The following is a 22808-nucleotide window of genomic DNA, read 5'->3' on the forward strand; positions in this document are numbered from 1 at the left end:
GAGAATCATGCCGAACCAGGCGGAATCAAGAGGCGATCACGCAACAATCATGCGCGGTCCACGCGGCCGCCCCGCGAATCAGACGCCGGCCGAGCCGTCATCGCCCTCCGCGTCGCCTTTGCCCTGCCGTTTGGCGGCGGCGAACTGCGCGTTCTCCTCCCGGATGTCGGGCAGACGGCGTTTGAGATACGGGAACAGCGTGGCCGCGCTCAGCAGCGCGACCGCGACCGCCATGCCGACGAGCACATAGCCGATCGGGAAAAACAGAATCGTCAGCGACCCGAAGGCGATCAGCGCTGCCCATCCCCACAGGATGAGCACCGCGCCGCGCACGCTATGACCGATTTTGAGCATGCGGTGGTGCAGGTGCATGCGGTCCGGATGCATCGGCGATTGTCCGTGGCTCAAACGCCGCACAATCGCCAGGCACATGTCGAGCACCGGCAGGAACAGCACGAGGATCGGCAGCAGGATCGGCATGAAGGCCGGCAGGTAGATGCTGGCGTGGATGGTGGCTGGGTCGAGGCGGCCGGTCATCACGATCGAAGCGCAGGTGATGAGATAGCCGAGCAGCATGGAGCCGGAATCCCCCATGAACAGTTTCGCCGGATGCCAGTTGTGCAGCAGGAATCCCACGCAGATGCCGACCAGCGCCACGTCGATCAGCGTGGCCAGGGAGGCGTAGCTGGGCGAGGAACGGGCGATGATGTACGAGTAGATGGCGAATGCGATGCCGCCGATGGCCACGATGCCCGACGACAGGCCGTCCAGTCCGTCGACGAAATTCACCGCGTTGATCGAGGCGACGATCAGAATCGCGGTGATCGCCATGGACAGGCTGGGCGAGGCGGTGACCAGCGATCCCAACGGCAGCGAGATGATCTGCAGTCCGCCCCATGCCACGAACACGGAGATGAGCAGCTGCCCCGCGAGTTTGAGCATCCAGTCGAGATCCCACAGGTCGTCGGCCATGCCGAGCAGACTGATCATCACCGCGCCGGCGAGCACCACCCACGGTTGGTGGTTGTTCGTGAACAGTCCCGACAGGAACGGCAGATGGCTGGCGAACACCATCGCAGCCGCGAAGCCGATCAGCATGCCCAAACCGCCCAGTCGGGGCGTGGGGATGGTGTGCACGTCACGGGCGCGCACCTCACCCACCGCGCCGATCTCGATGGCGATATGCCGAATCAGCGGCGTCACCAGATAGGTCACGCCTCCGGCGATGGCCGCAAGCAGCAGATAGATTCTCATGCGCCGAGCCCCCCGCCGTTCATGTGCAACGCTTTGCGGATCACATGCGAGGCGATCACGCCCTCGCGCAGGATCTCGATGCCGTCGCGTCCATGCGGATCGGCGGCGACCACCGTGCTGGCCACATGCCCTTGGGTCGGGCCGCCGTCCAGATACAGCGCCACCTGATCGCCCAGCGCGCCCACGGCCTCCCGCACGCTCTGAGCGCTGTCTTGGCCGGACAGGTTCGCGCTGGATGCCGCCAGCGGGCCGGTCGCCCGCAGGATGGCGAGCGCCGCCGCGGAATTGGGGATGCGGATGCCTTGTGTGGACGCGCCGGTCGAGGTGCGCGCCAATGTGCTCAGGGTGCAGTCCTCACGGGCCAGAGCGATCGGAGAGAACGCGCCGGGCAGGAACTGCGCGGCGAGTCGGTTGAGCGGGGCGGGCAGCTCCAGCCCGAGCCCGTCAAGCTGGTCGATGGAATGCAGCAGCACTTGCAGGGATTTGAAGCGGGGGCGCTGTTTGATGGCGAAGATGCGTGCGATGGCCTCCGGATTGCGTGGATCGCAGGCCACGCCGTATACCGTGTCGGTCGGCATCACGATGAGTTCGCCCGCGCGCACCAGGTCGGCCGCCAGGGCGAGCGAGTCGTCGTCGATTCCTCGAATGCGGGGTTCGCTCGTCATTCCTGCCCGCTCCTTACCTCTGTTGTCCGTCGATATCAGTCATATCCGCCTGCCGTCCGTCCGGCCGTCGCGCCGGACGCGGCGAATCCATTTATCCAACCTACCAGCGTGGGGCCGCGCATGCGTGCGACACTCCCCGAAAACGGCACATGCGGCGGGAAACACGGTCCATTCTCTCCCGACACGCGCCGCTAGCGAATCGCGAAAAGATACCGATCCCGCCCGGTCCAGTCACGTTCGGTGTGGGATTCGCCGAATCCCACGGAGCGTGCGTATCCGGCCAGCTGGTCGCCTTGGCTGACGTCATGCTCCATCACCAGCGCGCCGCCCTCGCGCAGCAGCCGCCAGGAGCGTTCGATGATGCGCTCGGGAATCAGCGTGCCGTCCGCCGAACCGCCGTACAGCGCCAGATGCGGATCGTGGTCGCGCACTTCGGGCTGTTCGGGGACCGCCGACAACGGCACGTACGGCGGATTGGTGATCACGAGGTCGATGGTGCCGTCGAGATGCGCGAGGGTGGTCGCGTCGGTGGCGTCGGCGACCTCCAGCTGATAGTTGGAGGCGATGGAGGGGTATTGTTTCGCCGTGTCGGCGAGGTTGCGCCGGGTCCATTCGGCCGTGCGATCGCTCAGTTCCACCGCCCATACCTGGCTGCCGGGCACTTCCGTGACGACGGACAGGCCGATGGCGCCGCTGCCCGCGCACAGGTCCACCACGCGGGGGCTGTACAACCCCTGCTGGGTGATCCAGTCGAGGCCGGCCTGCACCACGGTTTCGGTTTCCGGACGCGGGATGAACACGCCCGGCCCGACTTTCAGGTCGAGATAGCGGAACGGCGCGTGCCCCGTGATGTGCTGCAGGGGTTCGCGCGCGGCGCGTCTGGCGACGAACGACGCGAAACGCCGGTCGGCGGCGGCGTCGTTCCAGCGCTCCCCCATCAGCCTGGCTTTGTCCACGTCGCGCGGTTCGCGTCCGTAGGCTTCGGCCAGCAGGAGTTTGGCGTCATGCTCGGCGGTTTCGATTCCCGCCTCATCCAAGGTTCGCGCGGCTCCGCGGATGGTGTCGGCGACCGGCCGCGACGTATTGGTCGGATCGATCATTGCTGGCTGGCGAGACGCTCGGCCTCATCGGCCTGGATGTCGGAGTCGATCACGGCCTGCAGGTCGCCGTCGAGCACGGCGTCGAGGTTGTACGCCTTGTAGTTCGTGCGATGGTCGACGATGCGGTTCTCCGGGAAGTTGTAGGTGCGGATGCGTTCGGAGCGGTCGAGGGAGCGCACCTGGGAGTGGCGCATGTCGGCGGCCTCGGCGGCCTCCTGCTCATGCTTCATGGCCAGCAGGCGGCTTTTGAGCACACGCAGCGCGGCCGCGCGGTTCTGGATCTGCGACTTCTCGTCCTGCATGCTCACCACGATGCCGGTGGGGATATGCGTCATACGAACCGCGGAATACGTGGTGTTCACGGACTGGCCGCCCGGGCCGGAGCTCATGAAGATGTCGATTTTGAGGTCTTTGGCGTCGATCTCGATCTCATCGTCGTCCTCATCGGCTTCGGGGAACACGATCACGCCGGCCGCGGAGGTCTGGATGCGACCCTGCGATTCGGTGACGGGCACGCGCTGCACGCGGTGCACGCCGCCCTCGTATTTCAGGCTCGCCCACACGCCGTCCTCGGGAGCGGGAGTGCCCTTGGCGCGGATCGCCACCTGCACGTCCTTGACGCCGCCAAGCTCGGTGGTGTTCTCGGATTGGATGTTGACGGTCCATCCACGCTTTTCGGCGTAGCGCGTGTACATGCGCAGCAGGTCGCCGGCGAACAGCGCCGCCTCCTCGCCGCCGGTGCCGGCCTTGATCTCCATGATCGTGTCGCGCGCGTCGTCCGGATCGCGCGGGATCAGCGCGGTGCGCAGCTTCTCTTCCACCCCCGGCAGCTCGGCTTCCAGGCGCTTGGCCTCGTCGGCGAAGTCGGGATCGTCGGCGGCCATCTCCCGGGCCGCCTCAAGGTCGTCGCGCACCTGCGTGTAGGCCGTGTACGCGGCGACGATGGAGCCCAGTTCGGCGTGGCGCCGTCCGAGTTTGCGCAGCTGGTCCGGATCGGACACGATCTGCGGGTCGGCCATCTGTTGTTCGATGGAACGGTATTCCTCCAAAGCGGTCAGCGCCGCGGGAAACTGTTCGTTTGCCATGCCGTTGTTCTTTCCGCCCCGATGCGCGGGGCTTGGCGGGATTGTCGGATGAGGTCTTGAATATACAAAAACGCCAGTCCGTTGTTCGGCTGTCCAGACGCGCGGACGCGCGCCTTACCGAGCGGACTGGCGTGAAGTATGCTACTTGGTCTTCTTGCCGTAGCGCTTCTCGAAACGGGCGACGCGGCCGCCGGTGTCGAGGATCTTCTGCTTGCCGGTGTAGAAGGGGTGGCACTTCGAGCACACGTCGGCCGTCATATGATCGCCATTGGCGGTGGAACGGGTGACGAAGGTGTTGCCGCACGAGCACAGAACCTCGACGGCATGATAATCGGGATGGATACCCTGCTTCATGGTGTGTCTCCTAAGGGATTCGGGGGACCCGGGTCGCCATGCCCCTGTGGCAGGCGTGAACCGGAACCTATGGGATTGTACGCCCACCTCAAGATTTACGCGAGGCGCGAAGGAACGAGTGGGGCTGCAGGGGCTTGGACCCTGGACCGGCGGGTCCAGGGTCCAAGCCCCTGCGCTCCCGCATTATTGACTATCTCACACTCGCCGCCTAATTAGGACATGACCACAAGGAGGTGGTCATTATGGCAATGAAACAATTCAAGTTCCCGTCCGACTGGACGGTTTCGGCCGAGGCATGGCTGGTGTCGCTGAGGGCGGCGGGACGGGCCGAGTCGACTATCAGTACAAGGCGGCGCAAACTTAGGAGTTTCGCGGCTTGGGTGGGCAAGCCGCCGGCCCGCGTGACGGTCGAGGATTGCGAGATGTGGTTGGGGCGGGACGGCTTGGCGGCCGAGACCCGCAAAGGAATCAGAGCAACGCTGGCCGGCTATTTCCAATGGGCGGCCGGTCGAGGCATCATCTCCGAGGATCCGACAACGTCGCTCCCCCACATCAAACAACCGCGCCCACACCCACATCCATGTCCCGATAAGGTCATCCTGGCTGCACTCGGCAGAGCGACACCGGACGAAGTGATTATGCTGCGGTTGGGCGCGGAATGCGGTCTAAGGCGATGCGAAATCGCGCGCGTGCATAGCGATGACGTGATGGACGACCTAATCGGCAAATCATTGATTGTGCGCGGCAAAGGCGACGTGCAACGCATCGTGCCCATAGCCGACGACCTCGCCCGCGAAATCGCGTCGCGCGACGGATGGTTGCTGCCGGGACGCTGGCAAGGCCACGTCGAGGTCAGCTATGTCAGCAATCATTTGACGCGACTGCTGGGCGGGCCATGGACCGCGCACAGCCTGCGACATCGGTACGCGACCACAACGTACGAGGCCACGCACGACATCTATCTTGTCTCTCGCTTGCTGGGGCATGCGAGCGTCAAGACGACGATGGCGTACGTGGCCATGCCCGACTCACGGTTGCGTGCCGCCCTGGGTGCGGTCACGCTGGCTGGTTAGTCGCCGTCGGTGGCGGTGACGGTGATCTCCAGCGCGTCGAGTTTGGCCTTGACGGCGTCCTGGACGGCCTTGGCGATCTGCTGGGGATCGGCTCCCATGCTTTTGGACAGGGCCTCGATGGCGGCGGTCTGGGCGGTGACCATGGTCTTGAGCTCCTTGAGCTGGCCCTGTGTCTCGTACACGAGCGTGTTGTACACGTTGCCGCCCGGGGCGCTCTTCTTGTAGTCGTAGCCCCAGATTTTGCCGCCCATCTCGTATTGGACGGCGTTGTACATGTTGGGTTGGTTGGGGTCGTATTGGTAGCTCCAGACCTCGGCCGCGATCTGCTTGGCCTCGTCGGTGGTGATTGCCATGTCGGTTCCTCCTTGCACTAGTTGTTTGAATTGGTCCCATGAGTATCCCCACTTGGTGAAGTAGGGAATAGGGTCTGTGTGGTCGGTGCCGCCCCACATGCGGCAGGCCTCGTCGTGGCAGATGAGCCGGCCCGTGTCCCAGCCGCGCGCGGCGAGCCGTTCGCGCACGACCTGCGCGGCGATCTGGATGCCGCGCTGGAAGTCCGTCTCGTTGGTCGCCTCGCATATCTCGAGGCCCTCGCACAGGCTGTTGCCGTTGCCCACGTGGGCCACGAGCCGGTCGTAGGGCACGGTGTGGTACGCCTCGGTCCAGTCAGACACGAGGTGGGCCATGGGGATGGTCGGGTTGCGCGACCAGTAGGTGACGTGGTTCGCGGCCGTGGCCCCGGGGTTCGCGGTCGAGTGGACGCAGAAGTAGGACGGGTTCAGCGGCCCGCTGCCCTGGCTGACGATTGCCTTCTTGATGACGCTCATTCCGCCTCCTTGCTGGACCGGAACAGTTTCAGCACGGGACTGTCGGCGAGTTCGGGGTTGATGGTCGCGAGGTTCTCGAGGATGCTGGCCGTCTCGGTCAGGGCGATGTACACGCCGGCCGGCACGACCAAAGGCACGGCGAAGCCGAGGTCGATGACCTGCTGGGCGTGCTCGATGACCATGGCCAATACCATGACCAGCACGAGCCCGCTCTTGTGCCACAGGCCCTCGCGCATCTTCTCCGATGAGATGTCGTGCCGCATGGCGGCCTTCATCAGACCGGTGAGGTAGTCGAGGCAGATGAGCACGCCGACCACGGCCAGCGCCGCGATCTCCGTCTTGTCCATGATGGGTTTCCTTTCTCCTGTATTGGTTATGCGAGAGGCCAGCTGAAGTTGCCGCTGAACCCGGTGCTGTCCTGCGCGCCGCCGCGGTTCGAGTAGCCGATCTTGCCGTCCGTGGTGATGTAGACCATCTTGTTGTTGACCTCGTTCGACACCACGGGCGAGAACTCGACGCGCCACGGCGGCCGGTACCCCTCGGGCACGGTCCCGATGTCGCCCGACCCCCACGAGGCGGACGCGCTCGATTTCCAGTTGAGCGCCATATGCACCCATCCCTGCTTCTTCACGACGGTGCAGGTGCCGTACGACGCGAGGTTCGAGGGCACGCAGTCCACGGGAGACATGTCGGTGTCCGCGTCCGCGCGCGTCCACACACGGGTCCACACACTCCCGGACCACACGTAGGGGCCGTTGAGCGACTCGGTCGCGTCGGCGGTGACGTAGCCCGTCTGCCCGATCACGCCGGTCATGCCGGCCAGCGCCTCGTAGGTCTGCGCAATCACGGGCGCGGTCCCTTCGGGCGTGGCCCGCTGGTCGATCTCGTGCAATGCGGTTTCGATGCTTTGGCACATCTGCGCGAATTGCTCGGGCGCTTCGGACACGAGGTCGCTGGGGTCGGGCGAGTAGAGGCCATAGAGTGACGTGGTGGACATGATTTATCCTTCCTTGGTTTTGGTGACGGTGCTGATGGCGGCGAGCTCGGTCCACGAGTAGCGGACCGACTGCCATTGGGCGGTCCAGCCGTCGAGCCCGGACCATGGGATCGGACTGGTGGCCGCCGCGTGGGGCAGGGGGATGATGGTCAGTTCGTGGCGCAGGCGGGGACGGCCGCCCACCCAGTCGAAGCCGAGCAGTCCGCCGATGGCGAGCCACGCGGCCGAGAAGGCAGGCTGGCCGTCGCCGGCGGAGAGCCGGTGGAATCGACTGCCGTCGAACGTGATGGGCGGGGGCGGATAGCACCGGTAGAGGTCGGGCTGGTTGGCTGGGTCGATGTCGAGCGCGTCGATGGTCACGGTCTCAGGTTTCAGGCGGGTGTCCCAGGCGGCGAGCCACGCGGCCGCCTGCTCGCGTTGCGCGTCGGTGAGCGCGGTCGTACCCCCGTCGAGCAGTCCGCCCGATTCGTCCGCCACCACCGCGTCCGACTCCTTGGTGACGCTGGATTGCAGGCGGGTCAGATTATCGGGCAGGCGGCCTCGGCCGCCGTAGATTAATTCCGATTCCTCCCATTCGAGCTTGCCGTCCGACGCTTTGGCCGCTTTGGCGGTGACGGTGACCTGAGTGACGGGCTCGCTGATCTCCAGGCTCGCGTCGGCGGTGACCTTGCCCGCGTCGAGGCACACGCCCGTCCGGTCGCCCCGGACGGCGAGCATGCGCCCGTCCGATGTCGCCGTGAGCGTGACCGGCGTAGTTAGGTCCGTCGGCTCGATGGTCGAGCGCGTCCACCGGGGACGCTCATACCACAGGGGCAGACGGTGGTCGTGCGCGAACAGCCTGTGCAGGAGGTCGAGCTGGCTCGGACTGCTGTTCGTCTCGTACGCGGCGACGGCGTTGGGCAGGGAGAGGTCCCCTGTGCTGGCGGTCGGCGCTCCAGCCTCGGAGGCCCTCGTGTTGAGGGTCTCCAACCGGCTGGCGGGCGTGCCGACCCAATGCTGGCCCTCGTATTTCGCCGCCGAGGATACCGGCCCCTGCTTCTGCATGCGTTTCCATGTGATCAGCTGGCTCGACGCGCTCAATTCGATAAGCCAGCCCTTGTCGTCGGCGCGTTGGGTGACGGTGCCGCCGGATTGGATCTCGCCGGCGAACACGACCGGCATGAGCGGGTCCGGCTGGACGGCGGACATGGGACGGTACCGCTGGTGCAGCGTGGCCAACGTGGCCGTGCCTTGGTCGGCCCACGCGCCCATCCGCGTCATGTCCGCCCAGGTGGGAGGCGCGGTCAGGTAGAGCACCACGCGCGAGCCCATGAGCTCGGTCGCACGGCCCGCCAGCGCGCCGGTCCGGTCACGCAGGCTGAAGGTCAGCACGCTCGGTTCGGGCTGGCTGTCGGGCGAGTCCGTGCCCCAATCGACGGAAAACGAGGCGAGCGACGCGATGGCGTTGTCGTGGTCGGTGATGTCGGTCAGCACGCCGCCTATTTCGAGATACATGTAGGGAAGCTGCATTATCGGTTGCCTCGCTTGCGGTCGTAGTCGCGGGTGATTTTCCTGATTTCCCTGGCGACGGCCTCGGGGTCGGTCACGAGTCCGTCGAACCGCACGTTGATGGTCACATGGTCCTCGCGGACGGTCGGCCGGGTTTGCGAGCTTGCTGACCATGCGGCCACGGCGCGCGAGGCGACGCCGGCGGGGCGCGTGCGTGACATGAGGCTGACCGCCCTTGCGGGCTGGTAGGCGGCGTACGCGACGGGCTCCATGCTCGCGCCCGATGCCTGCGCGGACACGGACGCTGCGGCGTTGGACGCGCCGGTGATTTTGTCCCATAGGCCGGTGACCCAGTCCCATGCGCCCTTGATGGCTCCCACGATGTCGTCGAACACTCCGAGCACGGAATCCTTGAGGCCGTTGAAGAATCCTCCGATCCTGTCGACGGCGGTCTTGGCCGGCGCGGCTATCTTGTCCCACACGGCCTTGCCCGTGTTGGCGATGCTGTCCACGATGCCGCCGAACCATGTTTTGAACTCGTTCCATTTGTCGCTGATGGCCTGCGCGCACCTCATGGCCACGCTCTTGACGGTCTCCCAGTTGGCGGCGAGCAGGACGATCGCCGCGACTATGGCAGCGATGATGGCAGCGACGGGCAGGAACGCCACGTTGACGGCTCCCTGGGCGACGGCGACGATGGCGGCGACGGCCGCGTATGCGCTCATGGCGGCGTTGACTCCGATGATCGCGGCGGCGACCACGCCGACCACGACCGCCAATGGGGTGAGCCATGCGCTGTTCTGTTGCACCCATGAGACCATTTCGGTGAGTTTCTGGGTGACTGCGGTCACGACGGGCAGGAGCTGTTGGCCGAGCGCGGCCTGCGCGTTCTCCCACATGGCGTTGAGCCGCTGCTGCTGGCCTTGGGCGGTGTCGGCCTCTTTGCCGAAGTTGCCGGTAGCGTCGCCGGTCTGCTGGGTGATCGCGGCCAGGGTGGCCTGCATTTTGGCGTTGCGGTCGCCTGCCGCGTACAGGTCTCCCAGTCCCATCGAGGCGGCCTGCGCCTTCAATGTGGCGTCGTTGAGGCTCACACCGTACGCCTCGATGGGGTCCATCTCTCCCTTGAGCGCGGAGCTCAACGCCTCGACGGCCTGTGTGGTCGTGCCACCGAACATCGAGCTGAGGTCGGCGCCGAGGGTGATGAGGTCGTTGGTCTTGCCGGCGACATCGTCCATGCTCATGCCGGCGTTCTTGAGCTGCGAGCCGATGACGGTGGCGAGCTCGTTGTAGCTGTTCTGGCTCAGGCCGAGGGTCTGGGCGGCGTCCTCGGCCCAGGCGTGCACCTGCGCGGACACGTCCTTGAACACGGTGTCCACGCCGCCGATGCTCTGTTCGAGGTCGGCCGCCGCGTCGATGGCGGCTTTGCCGATCTCGGTGATCTTGCCGACCACGGCCGACGAGGCGATGGCGTTGGCCATGCCGGAGACGGCTGTGCTGGTCTTCTGCTGCATGGTCATCATCTCGCCGGTGGTCTGGTTGATGGCCTTGAGCGCGTCCCTCGCGTCGCCGGTGATGTTGACCTTGATGGTCGTGCTTTTCGATGCCAATCGTTCACCTCCCCGTCTTGCGTTCCGTTTCCTCGAGCTGTTCCTGTTCTGTTTCCAGGAGGGCCATGGCGGTGCCCCAGTCGCGTTCGTCGGCATGGGCGCGCCATTGCCATGGGGTGCCGCCGAAGCGCGCCGCGAGCACGCAGCTCAGCTCGCACAGGCTCCCCTGGGGCCATGCGTCTAGGATTTTGGGTCGTCGTCCTCGCCGTCGTCGTTGGCGTCGGTGTCGTCGTCCGGTGCGGGTGCGGCGATGCCGTCGACGTGCGACGCCCAACGCTCGAAGCCGTCCGTGACCTGGTGGCGTGACCGCAGCATCCAGTAGGCGGCGTACATGGTGGCCCTGAGGCTCTGGAAGCCTCCGGCCCAGCCCTCGCGTTGGGCCTTGTCCTCGGCTTTCATCTGCGCGAACGCGGTGATGGGCACCTTGTGTTCGGTGCCGTCGTCCATGGTGATGGTCATGGGTCGTGTCTTGGCCATGGCTATTCTCCTTTCACTTGGCTCAACGCCTTTTCGATGGCCTGGGCGAAGATGTCGTCGACCTCGTCGCGTGAGGCGTCGAGTCCCTCGCCCATGAAGTGCTGTCCGGTGATGTTGTGTCCCGGCCAGCCGAAGTTGATTGGTCCCGCGTAGGGGACGCGTTTCGATCCGGCGCGCACCACGCCGGCCCGTTGGGTCGCTCCCGAGCGGATGCTGGAGCGCAGACGGCCCGACCGTGATGGCGAGGCCTGTTGGATGCGTGGCTTGACGGCGTCGCTGGCCCGCTTGTAGGCGGCCTTGAGGTCCTGCATGTCCGCGCCGGCCTGTTTGAGGGTGCGGGCGAGGCGTGAGAGGCCTCGCGCGTCCAGGCTGAGCCGGAAGTCGCCCATGTCAGGCCTTGGCCGCCGTGGCGATATCGGTCGCGGCGAAGCTGAAGTCGATGTCGTTCTTGGACTTCACGTCGCCGCCGAACGCGACGGGCGCGATGGTGGTGTTGCCGTTGATTTCGAGCGTGCCCTTGTCGGAGGGGACGAACACGAACGGCAGGGTCTCTCCGGCGTGTTCGAGGCACCATGCCTGGAGGCCGTCGGCGCTGTAGTCCTCCTTGAGGGTGCCCTCGAGTTTCCAGCTGGTGGTCTGCGCGCCTCCTTCGGTGCCGCCGTCGAGGTAGGTGATGTCGTCGTCGGTGCTCGTGTCGGGGGTCACGGTGACGTTGGTGCAGTCGCCGCTGAAGTCCTTGGGGGTGCCGGTGTCGCCGATGGTGAGCGAGCCGGGGCCGAGCGTCCTGTTCTTGGTTGGCATAATCTATTCCTCTCGGTTGATTTGGAGTTTGTATGCGGCGAGCGTGTCGCCGTTGGGTCGTTTGAAGCCGGCGGGCTCGGCTTGGATTAGGTTCGCCTCCTGGAGGGTTTCGAGCTGGTCGATGGCTGTGTAGATGGAGTCGAGCGCGTCGGCCTGCGAGCCCATGGTGCCGGCGATGAGCCACACGTCGAAGCTCGTGGCGTGCTCGTCCCATTGCTCCCATTGGATGGATGGCGGGCCGATGAGCGCGGTGACCCTGCCCTGCGCGGGTTTGACCTGCGCGGCGTCGGTCACCGCGCGGTCGATGATGTCCGCGTGTTCGAGCTGGGCGGCCAGTGCCCTGATTTCGTCCGCGATCATGCGATCCCCAGTCCGACGGCGAGCCCGGCCGCCCGAAGTTTCGGCCACGCGGCGCGCAGGGGGTCGCCGCTGACGCGGAACGGTTGGACGCTGTCCGTGCTGGCGACGGCCATCACGCCGCTTCTCGCGTCCTTCTGCCCGTACAGGTCCGCGGCGACGGTGACGACGATGTCGTCGCGGATGGGCTTGGCGAGTTGTTCGAACCGTGTGGGGAACCGTGCGACGAGGTAGGCGCGGGCCGTCTCGAGGCTGTCCGCGATGGCGTCCGCGTCGAAGTCGGTGGCGTCGACGAACGCCGTGAGGCGTTCGGTCAGCTCGTCCTTCTGCTGTTCGTCGGCCATGGTCGGTCTCGCGATCAGGCGGAGGCGAGCGGGGCGATGCCGCCGGGGAACGTGGTGCCGAACGCGGCGTAGCCGTACACGGCGTAGTCGTCGGTCAGGGCGCGCGCGTTCATCTGCTGGAGCTGGAAGGGGCCGCCGGCCTCCCACATGGTCAATGCCTCGGGGTCGATGAACGCGGCGGTGTCCGCTGCGGCTCCGGGGAGCATGCGCACGCCGACGCGGAACACCTGGCCGGTCACGTCGCTCAGGTCCATGGTGCCGATGGTGTCCGAGCCGCGGCCGGACACGTCCATGAGGGCGTTTCCTGAGCGGGTGAGCTTGGCCATGGCGGTGAACACGTCCTTGCCGACTGCGAGTGTGCCAATCTGCGCGCCTCGCGCGTCGACGGCCTCGGCCGCGTCTATGATGACGCCTATCCACTGGTCGGCCGTCAGTGAGGACGGCGCGGCGGGGGTGGTGATCTGGTTGGCCGTGGCCCCGGCGATCGCGGAGGCGAGGTAGTCGCGTGCGGCGGTCTCGGTCGCGGTCGCGTAGGCGATGGTCATGGCGCGCAACGCGGTTGACAGGGCGGGCGCGGTCGAGCGTTCGATGACCTGGCGGCTCAGCGTGGTGTAGCCGCCGTAGGTCTCGACGTTGGAGGTCTGCGAGCTGAGCGTGACCTTGCCGAACGCGAGGGCGTCGCCTTCGGTTGCCTGCTTGGCGACCTTCATGGTGTCGGTGCCCAGGGTCAGGTATTCCACGGTCATGCCGCTTGCGGGGAGCGCCTGGTGGACGAACATGTTGGCCACGCTGCGGCGGGACTGCACGAGCCTGATCTGGTCGGCGACCCACACGTTCGCGTTGTGCGCGTCGGGGCTGGTGATGAGGTCGCGCGCGTCGCGCTGGAATTCGACGGCCTGCTCGTCGCCCGCCTCAAGGGCTTTGAGGTAGTCGCCGGCCGAGCGCCACTGGGAGCCGAGCGCGGACGGCGCGGGCCTGTCGACGCGGGCGGACAGGTCGGCCAATGCCGAGCGCGTCTGCTCGTCCATGGTCTGGATTTTCTCGAGGATGTCCTCGATGTTCATGGTGGTGTTCCTTTCAGTGGTGGTGGTTGTGGTTTGCGTGTTGGTCGCGTCGCGCTGGCCGGTGATGGCCGCGTCGGGGTAGGCGGGGATGCCGGTCACGGCGACCTCGAATAGGTCGACCTTGCGCCGGTGAACCTCGGTGATGCCGTCGTCGGTGTATTCCGTGCGGTTCTCGACCGGGGCGAAGCCTACAGATAGGCCGTCGTAGACGCCGTCGCGGATGAGCTGGGCCGTCTCGCGTGCGCTCGGGGTGTCGGACAGGCGGGCGGTGATGTGCAGTCCGTCGGGTTCGGCGCGCATGTCGGTCACCTTGCCGATGAGGTCGCCGTGTCCTCGGCTGATTTTGACGCTCTGGCGCGAGCCGAAGTCGGTGTCGGGATCGAACACCTCGGCGTAGTCGCCCCAAAGCTTGTAGCGCGTGTTGAACGGCACGGCCACGCCCTCGATGGTGCGTCCGTCGCCGCTCGCATCGGATGCGCGTAGGGACAGGCCTCCTATGGTGAGCTCGCGGCGGGCCATGAGGTCATTGGGCATTGCTGGTCTCCTTGTCTGGTTGGGTTTCGAGCGGGGCGAGGCCCTCGCGGGCGCGCACCTCGCCGACGGTCAGGAATCCGGCCTCGAGCGCGGTCTTGTAGGCGGCGTACCGGGTGCCGGTGTCCGAGCGGCGGGAGCTGTCCCAGTCCATGGCGACCGCGCGCCGTCCGGGCAGGAGCTCGCCCAGGGCCTCGCAGATCGGGTCGGCGTACGCGGCGAGCGTGTACGAGCTGAACTCGATCCAAGATTGTTCGATGTTGGTGTAGGTCAGGCTGGAGCCGTCGGTGCCGGTGAGCATGAGGTTGGCGGGGATGCCGAACAGTCGGGCCACCTGGACGCCGTCGAACTGGCGCGATTGCACGAACTGCATGTCCTCGGGGCTGAGCAGGGTGCGCGCGTAGCGCACGTTCTTTCCCAGGACCAGCGGCTGGCCGCTTTTAGCAGACATGATGCGCCGTTTGGCGTCGTCGGCCTCCTCGTCGCTGATTTCGACCTCGGTCGTGTAGATGCCGGACGGCACGCCAGCCTCCTCACGCCAGTTCGCGGCGAAATCGCGCGTGTCGGCCATGCCCTCCAGCTCGACGCGGCACGAGCCGATCGGGCCGAGCCCTCGCAGACGGCCGGGGACGGCCACGAGCCGCTTGTGGATCACGTCCTCGCGGCCGAACGTGAGACCGCGCCACGAGTAGCGGATGTCGGAGCGTCGGGGGTCGGCCGACATGTCGGTGACGGCTACCTCGCGCGGCGGAAGCGGCATAACGTCGATGACCTTGTCGCCCACGCGGCGTTTGAGCAGGAACAGGTTGCCGTCGGTCGCGAGACAGGCGACGAGGTAGGACACCAGTTCGCGGCGCGTCATATCCAGCGAGGGCGAGTTGACGATGCCGTCGGCTATGGATTGGCGGCCGGCGCGGTCGAGCTGCACGATCGGCAGGGCGCTCACGGCGGTCTCGAGGACCTGCACGGCGCGGAACACCTGGATAAGGCCGGTCGGCTCATGGTCGGCGGGCATGCGGGCCGGGAGCGACGGAGGCGCGGGCGTTTCCCGCCGCGCGGCGGTCACGGCCGGCATGCTTCTGGCCATGAGGCTGGCGAAACGGTCTCTGAATCCCATGCCACGCATGATGCGCGCCCGCGCGCCGCCGAGGCAAACCGGCTGTCCTCAAACGTCCTCAAAGCTCATCAAACGTCCTCAAACGTCCTCACGTCAGAACAGCATCATACGGACGCGCTTGGGCGGGTGCAGCGCCGCCCAAGCGGCGAGCTGGACGGCCTCGATGGGACTCACGTCGCCGGGCGACTGGCGGCGGTCGAGGTACCAGGTGTCGCCCGCCCAGCGGCGCACGGCCACGGCCACGCTCTGGTCGAGCCGCTCGTCGGGCGCGTGGAACGCGGTGCCCTGGCGCAGCATCTCGAGATAGGTCAGGCCGGTCATACCCAGTTCAGTCGCGGGCAGGTCGGCCAGTCGGCAGACGCCGTCATGGCGCAGACGGTCGGCCAGCGGCGCTGTGGGCCCCTTGGGGTCGAGCGCTATGGGCGCGTGGTAGCGGTCGGACAGGTCGGCCAGCAGTTCGAGCGCGCCGGCCGTGCCGGGCAGGACGCGCACCATGCCGGCGCGCAGTCCGTCCTTGCCGTTGTGGGCGACGGCGACGCTGGTGGCGGACTGGTCGATGTCCACAGCGACGCCGAACGCGAACGTCCCCGGCTCCAAACCGTCAAGGTCTATGGGCTCGCACGAGGAGATGTCCCAGAGGTCCTGCGTGTACACGCGCTCATTGCTGCCGTCGTCGCGGATGTTGCAGAACGCTCGCCGCCAACCGGTCGGGGAGCCCTTGAACTCGTCGCGGAACCCCTGCAATTGCCGGCGGTTGAACAGGTGGCCGGCCCCCGGATGGCTGCGCCACACCGCGTCCAAGTCCTCGGGGTCGTCGTCCAGTCCGAGCCCGTAGTCGATGAACGCCCAGCTTTTCGGGGCAAGGCCGCGACGGCATTCCGTCAGCATGGGGTTCAGAAACGTGCTGTCGGCCGTGCCCTCGGTGCTCATGATGACCAGCTGCGGCTGCTGTCCCATGAGCTGTAGACGGGTGATGGTGGTCGGAACGAACGCCTGGAGCAGCGCCTGACCCGTCTTGGCGTCGAACGCCCACGCCTCGTCCAACGTGATCATGTCGCCCTGGAAGCCATGGCCGGCGCTGTCGGTCGGCGGAGAGGGGCGGAACACGCTGCCGTTGGCCAACGTCAGGCCCATGTCGCCGGCCGAGTATTTCACATCGGCCAACAAGGGTGCCAGCGCGGGCGATTTCTGGATGTCCTTCACGACCTGCTTGAACCTCGCGGTCGCGTCCATGCCGCGCTGGGCGATGTACCAGCCCATGCGGTTCGGGCCCATGAGCAGGGAGCGTATATGCCTAGCCTCGTCGAGCGTGGTCTTGCCCGCCTGGCGGGGCACGGTCACGATCACGCGCGGATGCGTGAGTATCTTCCTGCCGTCCTCGACGCGGTACTCGCCGGCGATGTCCGCGACGAGCCGCTGCCACGGCAACAGCGGGTGTCCCAACGCCTCGGACACCGCCGCGACCGCGCCGCCGTCCGTGTCCAACGACTCGTCCCGCGGCGTCAGATATCTCGGTTCGGCCTCGTGTCTCATAGGCTCATGGCCTCCAGCAGCCGCTTGGTCTCGTCGGGCAGCTCTCCTGTCTCCGTCGCGGCCTTGGCGTCCCATTCGTGCAGTTGGCGGATCAGGTCGAGCATGCTCGCGACGTTGCGGCTTATCTCACGGCCCTTGCGGTTCTGCACGTCGATATTCTGCGCGATTGATTTCAGTGAAGAGAGCAGGAGCTTGGAATAGCCGTCGAGCTCGTCGTGTTCGTCCCTGAACTTGGCCGTGAACTCGTCGATCGCCCGTTCCTGGTAGCCGACGACGCGTCCGGCGTCCTCCATCCCATCGAAAACAGGCATGGTTGTCCTCCGATCATGTGATAGTCAATCGTGAACAAACCCAATGATTCCGCGTGCTTTGCCGGTTCGCGGAATTTTTTTGTCTCCGTTCGGAGAGATACCGAAAGAGGCGCGGGCTAATTTCGATGCGCGCGCGTCTCTAAAAAACCAGCCCGAAGCGACGCCAGTCGGCCTCGCGCTCGATCATGAGCCGGTCGATGGTGGTCTGGCCGAGCCACGAGCGCCGCCACGACTGCCACGCCCTCGCCTCGGCCTCGCACGAGCTGGCCCGCACGGTGTGCTTGCCGATAGGCCCGCACTCGACCTGGTAGCCGAGTCGTATCCATTCGCGCACCTGCGATGCCGTCGTGTCCGGCGGCGGCGCGAGCACGAGCGGCATCATGTTCGGCGTGCGCAACGCCTCGTAGACCAGGCCTCTCCACATGCCCTGCATCAATATCCAGCCCGTGTTGCCGTCCACGCCGACCATCCTCCAGCAGTCCCTCCAGTCCAGCAACAGCGCGCCGTCGGGCACGGCCACACCGTCCTCGTATGGCGTGGTGAGGTGGATGGCGGCCATGATGCCTCGCCCCTGGATCAGGCGGTCGTGGCGCGCCGAGTTGCAGTGCCGGCATGCGGGACGCAGGTTGCGCGGCATGTCCGATCCGTCCAACCGGTCGGGATAGATGTGGTCGAGCGTGTCGGCCCTTATGTCGCATCCGGGAAACCGCAGCCAGCACGATGATCCGTATGCCCTGAATACCGTCTCCCTGACCGAGGCGGGTATCTGCCTGCGTCTGGTGCTCATTTGCGATTCCTCCCCATCCAGCCGATCACGTCGCTCTTGAGGTAGTACAACCTCACGCCGCCCCACATGGCCGGATGCACGTCGAACCGCCCATCCGCCCTCATGCGGTCAAACGTCGCCACGCTCACATTCAGCAATCTGGCGACCTCGGCACGGGTCAGGTAACTCGATGCCATGCAATCCTCCCTAATACAACGCCCGCGACTGCGGTGCCGGCGCGGACGGCTGGCCGCCGCACCTGCGCCTCAACACCGACACGCGAGCCTCGGCCCACAAACCAAACTGTCGCGCGTCCAGACACCATGCGCCGCCGGACTTGACCACGCCCATATCCGGCCACTGGGCGGCCAGCGCGGCCAGCTCGACGGCTCGTTTAAGGCCCAACGGTTTGAGCGCCTCCTGCGGTTGGAGGACCTGCAAACCGACCTGCGCGCTCATGGCCTTGACCCTGCCGGCGATGTCCGTCAGCAGGGTCATGGCGTCGTATGGGTCGGCCCACACGCTCAACGCCTCCTCGATGCCGGGTTTGACGCGCGAAGCCATGATTAGGCCCACTGCCTCATGCCCGACCACAACGCCAGTGCCTTCAACGCGGCCGAAGCGTCGTACATCTTGGTGCGGAACTGTTTGTGGTCGTAACGGGGCACGTTCGCGGCGGTGAAGCAGTACTGCAATTCACGATCCTGCATGCCGCACCAGTTGCACATCACCTCACGGCTGACCCATTTGCCGCCCGATTCAACGAACGCCGAGAGCTTGTGCAGGTTCCTGGCGATGGCGGTGCGCATCATGTGTTCGTAGCGTTGCTGTGCGTTCTCACCCGTCATATCCTTTGTCCTTCCTTGGTTTCTCTTGTAGGTTTCGGTTGGTGAGAGCTGGAGAGGTCAAGACCCAAGAAGCCTCCAGACCGGGGCGCGAGGGAATCAGTCTCGGTCTAGAAGCCTCATGGTCGGGTCTCGCACATGTTTCGGTCGGAGCCGAGCCATCGAAACGCAAGAGCGGCCGAAGCCGCCGGGAATGGTCCCCAAACGAGCCCCACGCACACACTCAAAGCGCGGATATGCCGCCCGATTCCGCCTTAACCGGCGACTCGCTGGGTCGGTGACCTCATTTTCGTCTCGCAGATACCGCCGAGGTAAGGCGGCTCGACTTCCCGTGCTCAACCGGGCAATTCGCATGGCTAGGGGTAGCCGATACGCCCCATCACAGCCGTTCGCCCATTACCGGGCATGATTCGCCCTACTCGGGCACGGGGTCTGGGTCGGGCAGGATGTCGAGGCAGGCGATCAGGGCGCGCACCTCGTCAGGCAGCAGAACGTAAGACCGCGTATGCAACCGGCGCCGTCCAATGACGGGCGTGATGAACAGGGCCAGCGCGCCGGCCGAGGTCTTGGCCGACGCGAACTCGTAATGCGGCTTATCATCGCTCATCAGTCGCTCCATCCCAGAAAATCATCCAAACCAACGAACACGATGGCGACACCGAACGCCAGCAACACCAGCGGCGACACCACCAGCAACGCCAGAAACTGGCACACCCTGCGCACGCCCCTCATTCGCGACCCTGATTCACACGGGCGGACACGCGCTCGGGCACATCAGCGACCACCATCGCGCCACACAGCAGCGCCACACCCATGACGCTCCAGAAGCCGACAGCTGCGAGGATCAGAGCGCAGAATATGGCACAGAAACACATGAACCCCTTATAAAGCGCACGCATGCCTGGCCTCCCTGATGGACCGCGCGATCTCGCGGTTGATCGTCACCAACTCACCCATCGACAACCCATCCACATCCCACAACTGGCCGCGCACAAAAGCGACGACACGGAACCTGTAGGGGTTGCCGGCGCGGCCGGCCAGGTTGCAGGACACGTCGAACGTGTCGCGATTCGACTCAGGACTCAAATACGGCATCAGCACCTCCATTGGTAGATTTATTGGCATGAACGAAGTGATGGATTGGATTGGTCTCGCCGCGTCCGTGGTCACGTGCATATCGTTTGCTGCAGCGGTAGCGTCCTGGAACCTCAACCGCTCCCGCGTCATGGATGGCCTGCTCAACGTCGGCAAGGTCTGCGACGTGGACGGTACCAGCATGGTGCGGTTCCAGAACGTCGGCGGATGCGGCCTGCTCATACAATTCGTGTTCATCAAACCGCCGGCATCGGCGAAAATGATTCCAACCGGCTCTGAAACACCCAGCAACGTGCTCATGCCCGGCGAGAGCTTCAACCTCTACCTGACCGGGGCCGAGGACGTCGTGGTGTCCTACACGACCCACAACAACGTCAATGTCCGGCACATCGAACGATTCCGTATCGACGCGCTCGGCGTGGTCGCCAACCGGATCAGAACCTACGTCAAGCCCGACCGCAAAACTCGTAAGCGAATGCAGTACAAAAGCGGCGAACTGTTCGGCAAATTCACTGACATAGCGCCACAGCGACGCACAGTCAAAACAACCAATCGCCCCAAAGACGGAGACGGAATGGACAACGCCGAAAGATGGCTCAGCAAAAACGGATACCGCGCCATCCGAAACGGGATATGCTAATGATCTCATTGATGCAACCACCCGTACAACAAAGCGAGTGGAACACCCAGCGAAAACAGAAACAGTAGGCTCCCCAGCAACAGGCCAAACCAATCGAAGTCAAAAAACGACTCGATCATCGAGTAAAGCCCGTCGATAATCCCGAACAGCAGGGCCACTATGACGCACAACGCTAACGGGGCCACAAGCAGAACCGACCAATCCATCACGCCACCTCCAACGGCTCGCGGCCGAGCAGGGAGTCCACGGACACGCCGAAGTAGTCGGCAATCTTTCTGATTTGATGCAACGTAAAAACGGTTCTGCCGGTCATCTTCTGAGACATGGCCGATCTGGTGATATGCAGCTCACGGGCAAGCTCAGCACGGCTCACGTTGTTTTCACGGCACAGAAGGTCTACCGCTTCACATGCACCATTTGCGACAATTTGAGAAGTCATGCTTCACATAATACACATTGAGAAGCTAGCCTTTACACTCTATGAGCTCAAATAGACGGAATATGAGTAGTCACGCTTTACATGCTGTATACTGTGAAGCATGACTACACAAACGATAAGCACAACAGCCACAACGGTTTCACTCGAAGACGTAATCAGCGTAAACATGCGAATTGCACTTGCACTACGCAACAAAAATCAATCTGACTTATCTCGCGCATTCGGCGTGTCGCGCACGCTCATATCGCAGAAGATGCGCGGTGTCACATCCTGGACCATCGCGGATATGGAAAAAGCCGGGCAATTCCTTGGAATTGCGCCGGCTAAGTTCCTGGAGCCGAACGGTCTCGTTGCGGATGGTTTGTGGGGCCACCGGGGCTTGAACCCGGGACCGGCGGATTATGAGTCCGATGCTCTAACCGACTGAGCTACAGCCCCACGTCGGCCGTGTGAAACAGCCAACTCGCCTAGTGTATCAGCCGCCCAGACAGACACGGCGAGACGCACGGACCGGCGGCCTTGGACCCTGGACCGGCGGATTATGGGTTCCACATAATCCTCTCGGAGGGAACCCTGTCATGTCCGTGCGTGAATTCCCCGTCCGTGCCCGGAATAACACATGGGACACGCCGAGAGGCGTGCGTCAGGCTTCGGGCATGAAATGCAGCGGGTCGTCGATGAAACGGCGCAAACCCATTTCCGCGGCACCATACAAGGCGGGATGTTCGGCGACCGGCGGCACGAACACGCGCACCTGCCGTTCGGGAGAACCCAGCACTTCGGAGCGCAGACGGCCGCCGAGCACGCTGGCGAGCTCGTCGCCGAAATACGTCCACAGTCCGCCCAGCAGCACGGTGTCGATATCGCACAGGTTGATGGCCGAGGCGATGGCCGACACCAGCGCGTCCACGGCGCGGTCCACCACGCCCGCCACCACGGGGTCGCCGCCGCGCCAACCCTGCAGGAACCGTTCGAGAGCCTCGCTTCCGGTGACCGCGTCCCCTTCGGCCAGACCCGCGGCTTCGATCATGGCGCGCCGTCCGGCGAAGCATTCAAGGCAGCCATGCCGCCCGCAGCCGCATACCGGGCCATCCATCGACACCGATATATGGCCGACCTCACCGGCGAATCCCTGCACTCCGGACACGACCTCACCGTCGCGCACCACGGCGCCGCCGATGCCGATGTCGGTGGACAGGTAGATGAAGGAATCCGTGCGGTTCACGACGTTCAGGAAGTTCGCGCGCTCGGTGGCGTATCCGGGGATCTGCGCCAGCGCGGCCATCTTCGCCTCGTTGCCGCCCATCGCGTCAAGACGACGCACCACATTGAAGCGGGTGAGGTCGATGTTCTCCCAGTCGAGGTTGCGGGCCACCAGCAGCCGCATATCCTCGGTGACGAGGCCGGGCAGGGCGAGCCCGGAGCCGACCACCGTGCAGCCGCGTCGTTTCAACCGGCTTTCGAGAGGAAAGGTCATCGCGTCGAGCTTGGCGAAGATGTCGTAGGGATCGGTGCCGGTCATGTCGGCGCTCACCCATTCCCGGCCGAGGGTGTCGCCGTTCAGATCCAACGCCAGACAGCCGTATCCATCGGTGTTGATCTGCAGGCCGATGCCGCAGAACCGTCCGCCCCGCACCACCAGCGGCGTGCTGGGGCGGCCGAAGGCGGCCGACGCCGCGGGCGTCCCCTCTTCGATGACGCCGTGCTCAAGCAGCATGGAGACCAGCAGCGACATGGTCGCCTTGGTCAGGCCCGTGGTCTTGGCCAGATCCGCCCGGCTCATCGGTTCCTGAGCGCGCAGCAGCGTGTCCAGCGTGACGGACAGATTGTGGTTGCGTAGATCGTCCTGATTGATCCTGCGTAAAACACCCATATCGCTGGCCTCCTTCCGCTCAGTGAACGCTTCCAGCGGTCAATTCGTCCACCTTGACCGGCTCCCTCGACAATTCGACGCGCTCCATCGACGCGTTTCGGTTGCGTTTTGCCGTTGGAATACAGTATAGTTTATTCGTCTAACTATATTGCTCGCGGCGCGCCG

The 22808-nt window shown here is 65.1% G+C and carries 31 protein-coding genes and 1 tRNA gene; 2 read left to right on the forward strand and 30 right to left on the reverse strand.

Translation table 11 applies throughout. The features are described 5' to 3' along the window. Window positions 1-78: 78 nt before the first annotated feature. From BL8807_RS01210 to rpmE, 5 genes are all read right to left on the reverse strand, one after another. The gene (locus tag BL8807_RS01210) at window positions 79-1254 is read right to left on the reverse strand and encodes an MraY family glycosyltransferase (protein ID WP_072725791.1); all 1176 of its coding nucleotides are present in this window, start codon (window positions 1252-1254) and stop codon (window positions 79-81) included. After that, window positions 1251-1919 (reverse strand): L-threonylcarbamoyladenylate synthase, encoded by a 669-nt coding sequence (locus BL8807_RS01215; protein ID WP_072725789.1) that lies wholly within the window; start codon window positions 1917-1919, stop codon window positions 1251-1253. Before BL8807_RS01215 ends, BL8807_RS01210 begins: the two co-directional genes overlap by 4 nt. A gap of 191 nt (window positions 1920-2110) precedes the next feature. Next, window positions 2111-3019 carry a peptide chain release factor N(5)-glutamine methyltransferase gene (gene prmC, locus BL8807_RS01220; RefSeq protein ID WP_072725787.1) on the reverse strand — a complete coding sequence of 303 codons (909 nt, stop codon included), beginning with the start codon at window positions 3017-3019 and terminating at the stop codon, window positions 2111-2113. Then, window positions 3016-4104 (reverse strand): peptide chain release factor 1, encoded by a 1089-nt coding sequence (prfA, locus tag BL8807_RS01225; RefSeq protein WP_072725784.1) that lies wholly within the window; start codon window positions 4102-4104, stop codon window positions 3016-3018. Before prfA ends, prmC begins: the two co-directional genes overlap by 4 nt. A 141-nt stretch (window positions 4105-4245) precedes the next feature. Then, on the reverse strand, window positions 4246-4458 hold the full coding sequence (gene rpmE, locus BL8807_RS01230; protein ID WP_072725782.1) for a 50S ribosomal protein L31: 213 nt from the start codon (window positions 4456-4458) through the stop codon (window positions 4246-4248). A gap of 242 nt (window positions 4459-4700) precedes the next feature. Between rpmE and BL8807_RS01235 the strand changes: the two genes are divergently transcribed. After that, complete coding sequence (locus BL8807_RS01235; protein WP_072725765.1) at window positions 4701-5531, forward strand: tyrosine-type recombinase/integrase; 831 nt, start codon at window positions 4701-4703, stop codon at window positions 5529-5531. Here the strand turns inward: BL8807_RS01235 and BL8807_RS01240 are convergent. From BL8807_RS01240 to BL8807_RS01340, 21 genes are all read right to left on the reverse strand, one after another. Beyond that, complete coding sequence (locus tag BL8807_RS01240; protein WP_072725762.1) at window positions 5528-6358, reverse strand: peptidoglycan recognition protein family protein; 831 nt, start codon at window positions 6356-6358, stop codon at window positions 5528-5530. The two genes, BL8807_RS01235 and BL8807_RS01240, sit on opposite strands and share 4 nt — an antisense overlap. After that, entirely contained in the window at window positions 6355-6705 is a 351-nt protein-coding gene (locus tag BL8807_RS01245) for a phage holin family protein (RefSeq protein ID WP_072725760.1), read from the reverse strand. Before BL8807_RS01245 ends, BL8807_RS01240 begins: the two co-directional genes overlap by 4 nt. Before the next feature lie 26 nt (window positions 6706-6731). Then, a complete protein-coding gene (locus BL8807_RS01250) occupies window positions 6732-7355 on the reverse strand; it encodes a hypothetical protein (RefSeq protein WP_083570210.1) in 624 nt (207 codons plus the stop codon). 3 nt (window positions 7356-7358) lie between these two features. Continuing rightward, the gene (locus BL8807_RS01255; protein ID WP_072725758.1) at window positions 7359-8864 is read right to left on the reverse strand and encodes a hypothetical protein; all 1506 of its coding nucleotides are present in this window, start codon (window positions 8862-8864) and stop codon (window positions 7359-7361) included. After that, a complete protein-coding gene (locus BL8807_RS01260) occupies window positions 8864-10450 on the reverse strand; it encodes a phage tail tape measure protein (protein ID WP_072725756.1) in 1587 nt (528 codons plus the stop codon). Before BL8807_RS01260 ends, BL8807_RS01255 begins: the two co-directional genes overlap by 1 nt. A 180-nt stretch (window positions 10451-10630) precedes the next feature. Beyond that, window positions 10631-10927: a hypothetical protein gene (locus BL8807_RS01265; protein ID WP_072725754.1), complete on the reverse strand. Its 297-nt coding sequence runs from the start codon at window positions 10925-10927 to the stop codon at window positions 10631-10633. Window positions 10928-10929: 2 nt separating this feature from the next. Next, window positions 10930-11316, reverse strand: a complete 387-nt coding sequence (locus BL8807_RS01270) for an HK97-gp10 family putative phage morphogenesis protein (protein ID WP_072725752.1) — start codon at window positions 11314-11316, stop codon at window positions 10930-10932. 1 nt (window position 11317) lies between these two features. After that, window positions 11318-11728 (reverse strand): hypothetical protein, encoded by a 411-nt coding sequence (locus BL8807_RS01275; protein WP_072725750.1) that lies wholly within the window; start codon window positions 11726-11728, stop codon window positions 11318-11320. A gap of 3 nt (window positions 11729-11731) precedes the next feature. Then, on the reverse strand, window positions 11732-12088 hold the full coding sequence (locus BL8807_RS01280; RefSeq protein WP_072725748.1) for a hypothetical protein: 357 nt from the start codon (window positions 12086-12088) through the stop codon (window positions 11732-11734). Further along, window positions 12085-12429, reverse strand: a complete 345-nt coding sequence (locus tag BL8807_RS01285; protein ID WP_072725746.1) for a hypothetical protein — start codon at window positions 12427-12429, stop codon at window positions 12085-12087. Before BL8807_RS01285 ends, BL8807_RS01280 begins: the two co-directional genes overlap by 4 nt. Window positions 12430-12443: 14 nt before the next feature. Further along, window positions 12444-14027, reverse strand: coding sequence for an HK97 family phage prohead protease (locus tag BL8807_RS01290; protein WP_072725744.1), 1584 nt, complete (start codon window positions 14025-14027; stop codon window positions 12444-12446). Next, a complete protein-coding gene (locus tag BL8807_RS01295; protein WP_072725742.1) occupies window positions 14017-15141 on the reverse strand; it encodes a phage portal protein in 1125 nt (374 codons plus the stop codon). The genes BL8807_RS01290 and BL8807_RS01295 overlap by 11 nt, the downstream gene beginning before the upstream one ends. A gap of 93 nt (window positions 15142-15234) precedes the next feature. Continuing rightward, the gene (locus BL8807_RS01300) at window positions 15235-16674 is read right to left on the reverse strand and encodes a hypothetical protein (RefSeq protein ID WP_072725739.1); all 1440 of its coding nucleotides are present in this window, start codon (window positions 16672-16674) and stop codon (window positions 15235-15237) included. Next, window positions 16671-16985, reverse strand: a complete 315-nt coding sequence (locus BL8807_RS01305) for a hypothetical protein (protein WP_143147988.1) — start codon at window positions 16983-16985, stop codon at window positions 16671-16673. The genes BL8807_RS01300 and BL8807_RS01305 overlap by 4 nt, the downstream gene beginning before the upstream one ends. A gap of 139 nt (window positions 16986-17124) precedes the next feature. Then, window positions 17125-17772, reverse strand: coding sequence for an HNH endonuclease (locus tag BL8807_RS01310; RefSeq protein ID WP_072725735.1), 648 nt, complete (start codon window positions 17770-17772; stop codon window positions 17125-17127). Beyond that, window positions 17769-17948 carry a helix-turn-helix domain-containing protein gene (locus BL8807_RS01315; RefSeq protein WP_072725733.1) on the reverse strand — a complete coding sequence of 60 codons (180 nt, stop codon included), beginning with the start codon at window positions 17946-17948 and terminating at the stop codon, window positions 17769-17771. The genes BL8807_RS01310 and BL8807_RS01315 overlap by 4 nt, the downstream gene beginning before the upstream one ends. Before the next feature lie 10 nt (window positions 17949-17958). Continuing rightward, window positions 17959-18315 carry a hypothetical protein gene (locus tag BL8807_RS01320; protein ID WP_072725731.1) on the reverse strand — a complete coding sequence of 119 codons (357 nt, stop codon included), beginning with the start codon at window positions 18313-18315 and terminating at the stop codon, window positions 17959-17961. A gap of 2 nt (window positions 18316-18317) precedes the next feature. Continuing rightward, on the reverse strand, window positions 18318-18599 hold the full coding sequence (locus BL8807_RS01325; protein WP_072725729.1) for a hypothetical protein: 282 nt from the start codon (window positions 18597-18599) through the stop codon (window positions 18318-18320). 412 nt (window positions 18600-19011) lie between these two features. Further along, window positions 19012-19203 carry a hypothetical protein gene (locus tag BL8807_RS01330; protein ID WP_072725727.1) on the reverse strand — a complete coding sequence of 64 codons (192 nt, stop codon included), beginning with the start codon at window positions 19201-19203 and terminating at the stop codon, window positions 19012-19014. Window positions 19204-19324: 121 nt separating this feature from the next. After that, window positions 19325-19471, reverse strand: coding sequence for a hypothetical protein (locus BL8807_RS01335; protein WP_162493613.1), 147 nt, complete (start codon window positions 19469-19471; stop codon window positions 19325-19327). Window positions 19472-19478: 7 nt separating this feature from the next. Beyond that, on the reverse strand, window positions 19479-19703 hold the full coding sequence (locus tag BL8807_RS01340) for a hypothetical protein (RefSeq protein WP_143147987.1): 225 nt from the start codon (window positions 19701-19703) through the stop codon (window positions 19479-19481). Window positions 19704-19719: 16 nt separating this feature from the next. Between BL8807_RS01340 and BL8807_RS01345 the strand changes: the two genes are divergently transcribed. Next, on the forward strand, window positions 19720-20331 hold the full coding sequence (locus tag BL8807_RS01345) for a hypothetical protein (RefSeq protein WP_143147986.1): 612 nt from the start codon (window positions 19720-19722) through the stop codon (window positions 20329-20331). Window positions 20332-20336: 5 nt separating this feature from the next. On the opposite strand, the gene BL8807_RS01350 is transcribed toward BL8807_RS01345, so the two are convergent. The 4 genes from BL8807_RS01350 to BL8807_RS01365 all read right to left on the reverse strand — a co-directional run bounded on the left by BL8807_RS01350 (window position 20337) and on the right by BL8807_RS01365 (window position 22643). After that, entirely contained in the window at window positions 20337-20540 is a 204-nt protein-coding gene (locus BL8807_RS01350) for a hypothetical protein (RefSeq protein ID WP_143147985.1), read from the reverse strand. Then, window positions 20537-20770, reverse strand: coding sequence for a helix-turn-helix domain-containing protein (locus tag BL8807_RS01355; protein WP_072725717.1), 234 nt, complete (start codon window positions 20768-20770; stop codon window positions 20537-20539). Before BL8807_RS01355 ends, BL8807_RS01350 begins: the two co-directional genes overlap by 4 nt. A gap of 364 nt (window positions 20771-21134) precedes the next feature. Next, window positions 21135-21208, reverse strand: a tRNA-Ile gene (locus BL8807_RS01360). Between the two features lie 205 nt (window positions 21209-21413). Then, window positions 21414-22643, reverse strand: coding sequence for an ROK family protein (locus BL8807_RS01365; protein WP_072725715.1), 1230 nt, complete (start codon window positions 22641-22643; stop codon window positions 21414-21416). Window positions 22644-22808: the final 165 nt, after the last annotated feature.

The sequence above is a fragment of the Bifidobacterium lemurum genome (assembly GCF_014898175.1).
GTDB classification, from domain to species: domain Bacteria; phylum Actinomycetota; class Actinomycetes; order Actinomycetales; family Bifidobacteriaceae; genus Bifidobacterium; species Bifidobacterium lemurum.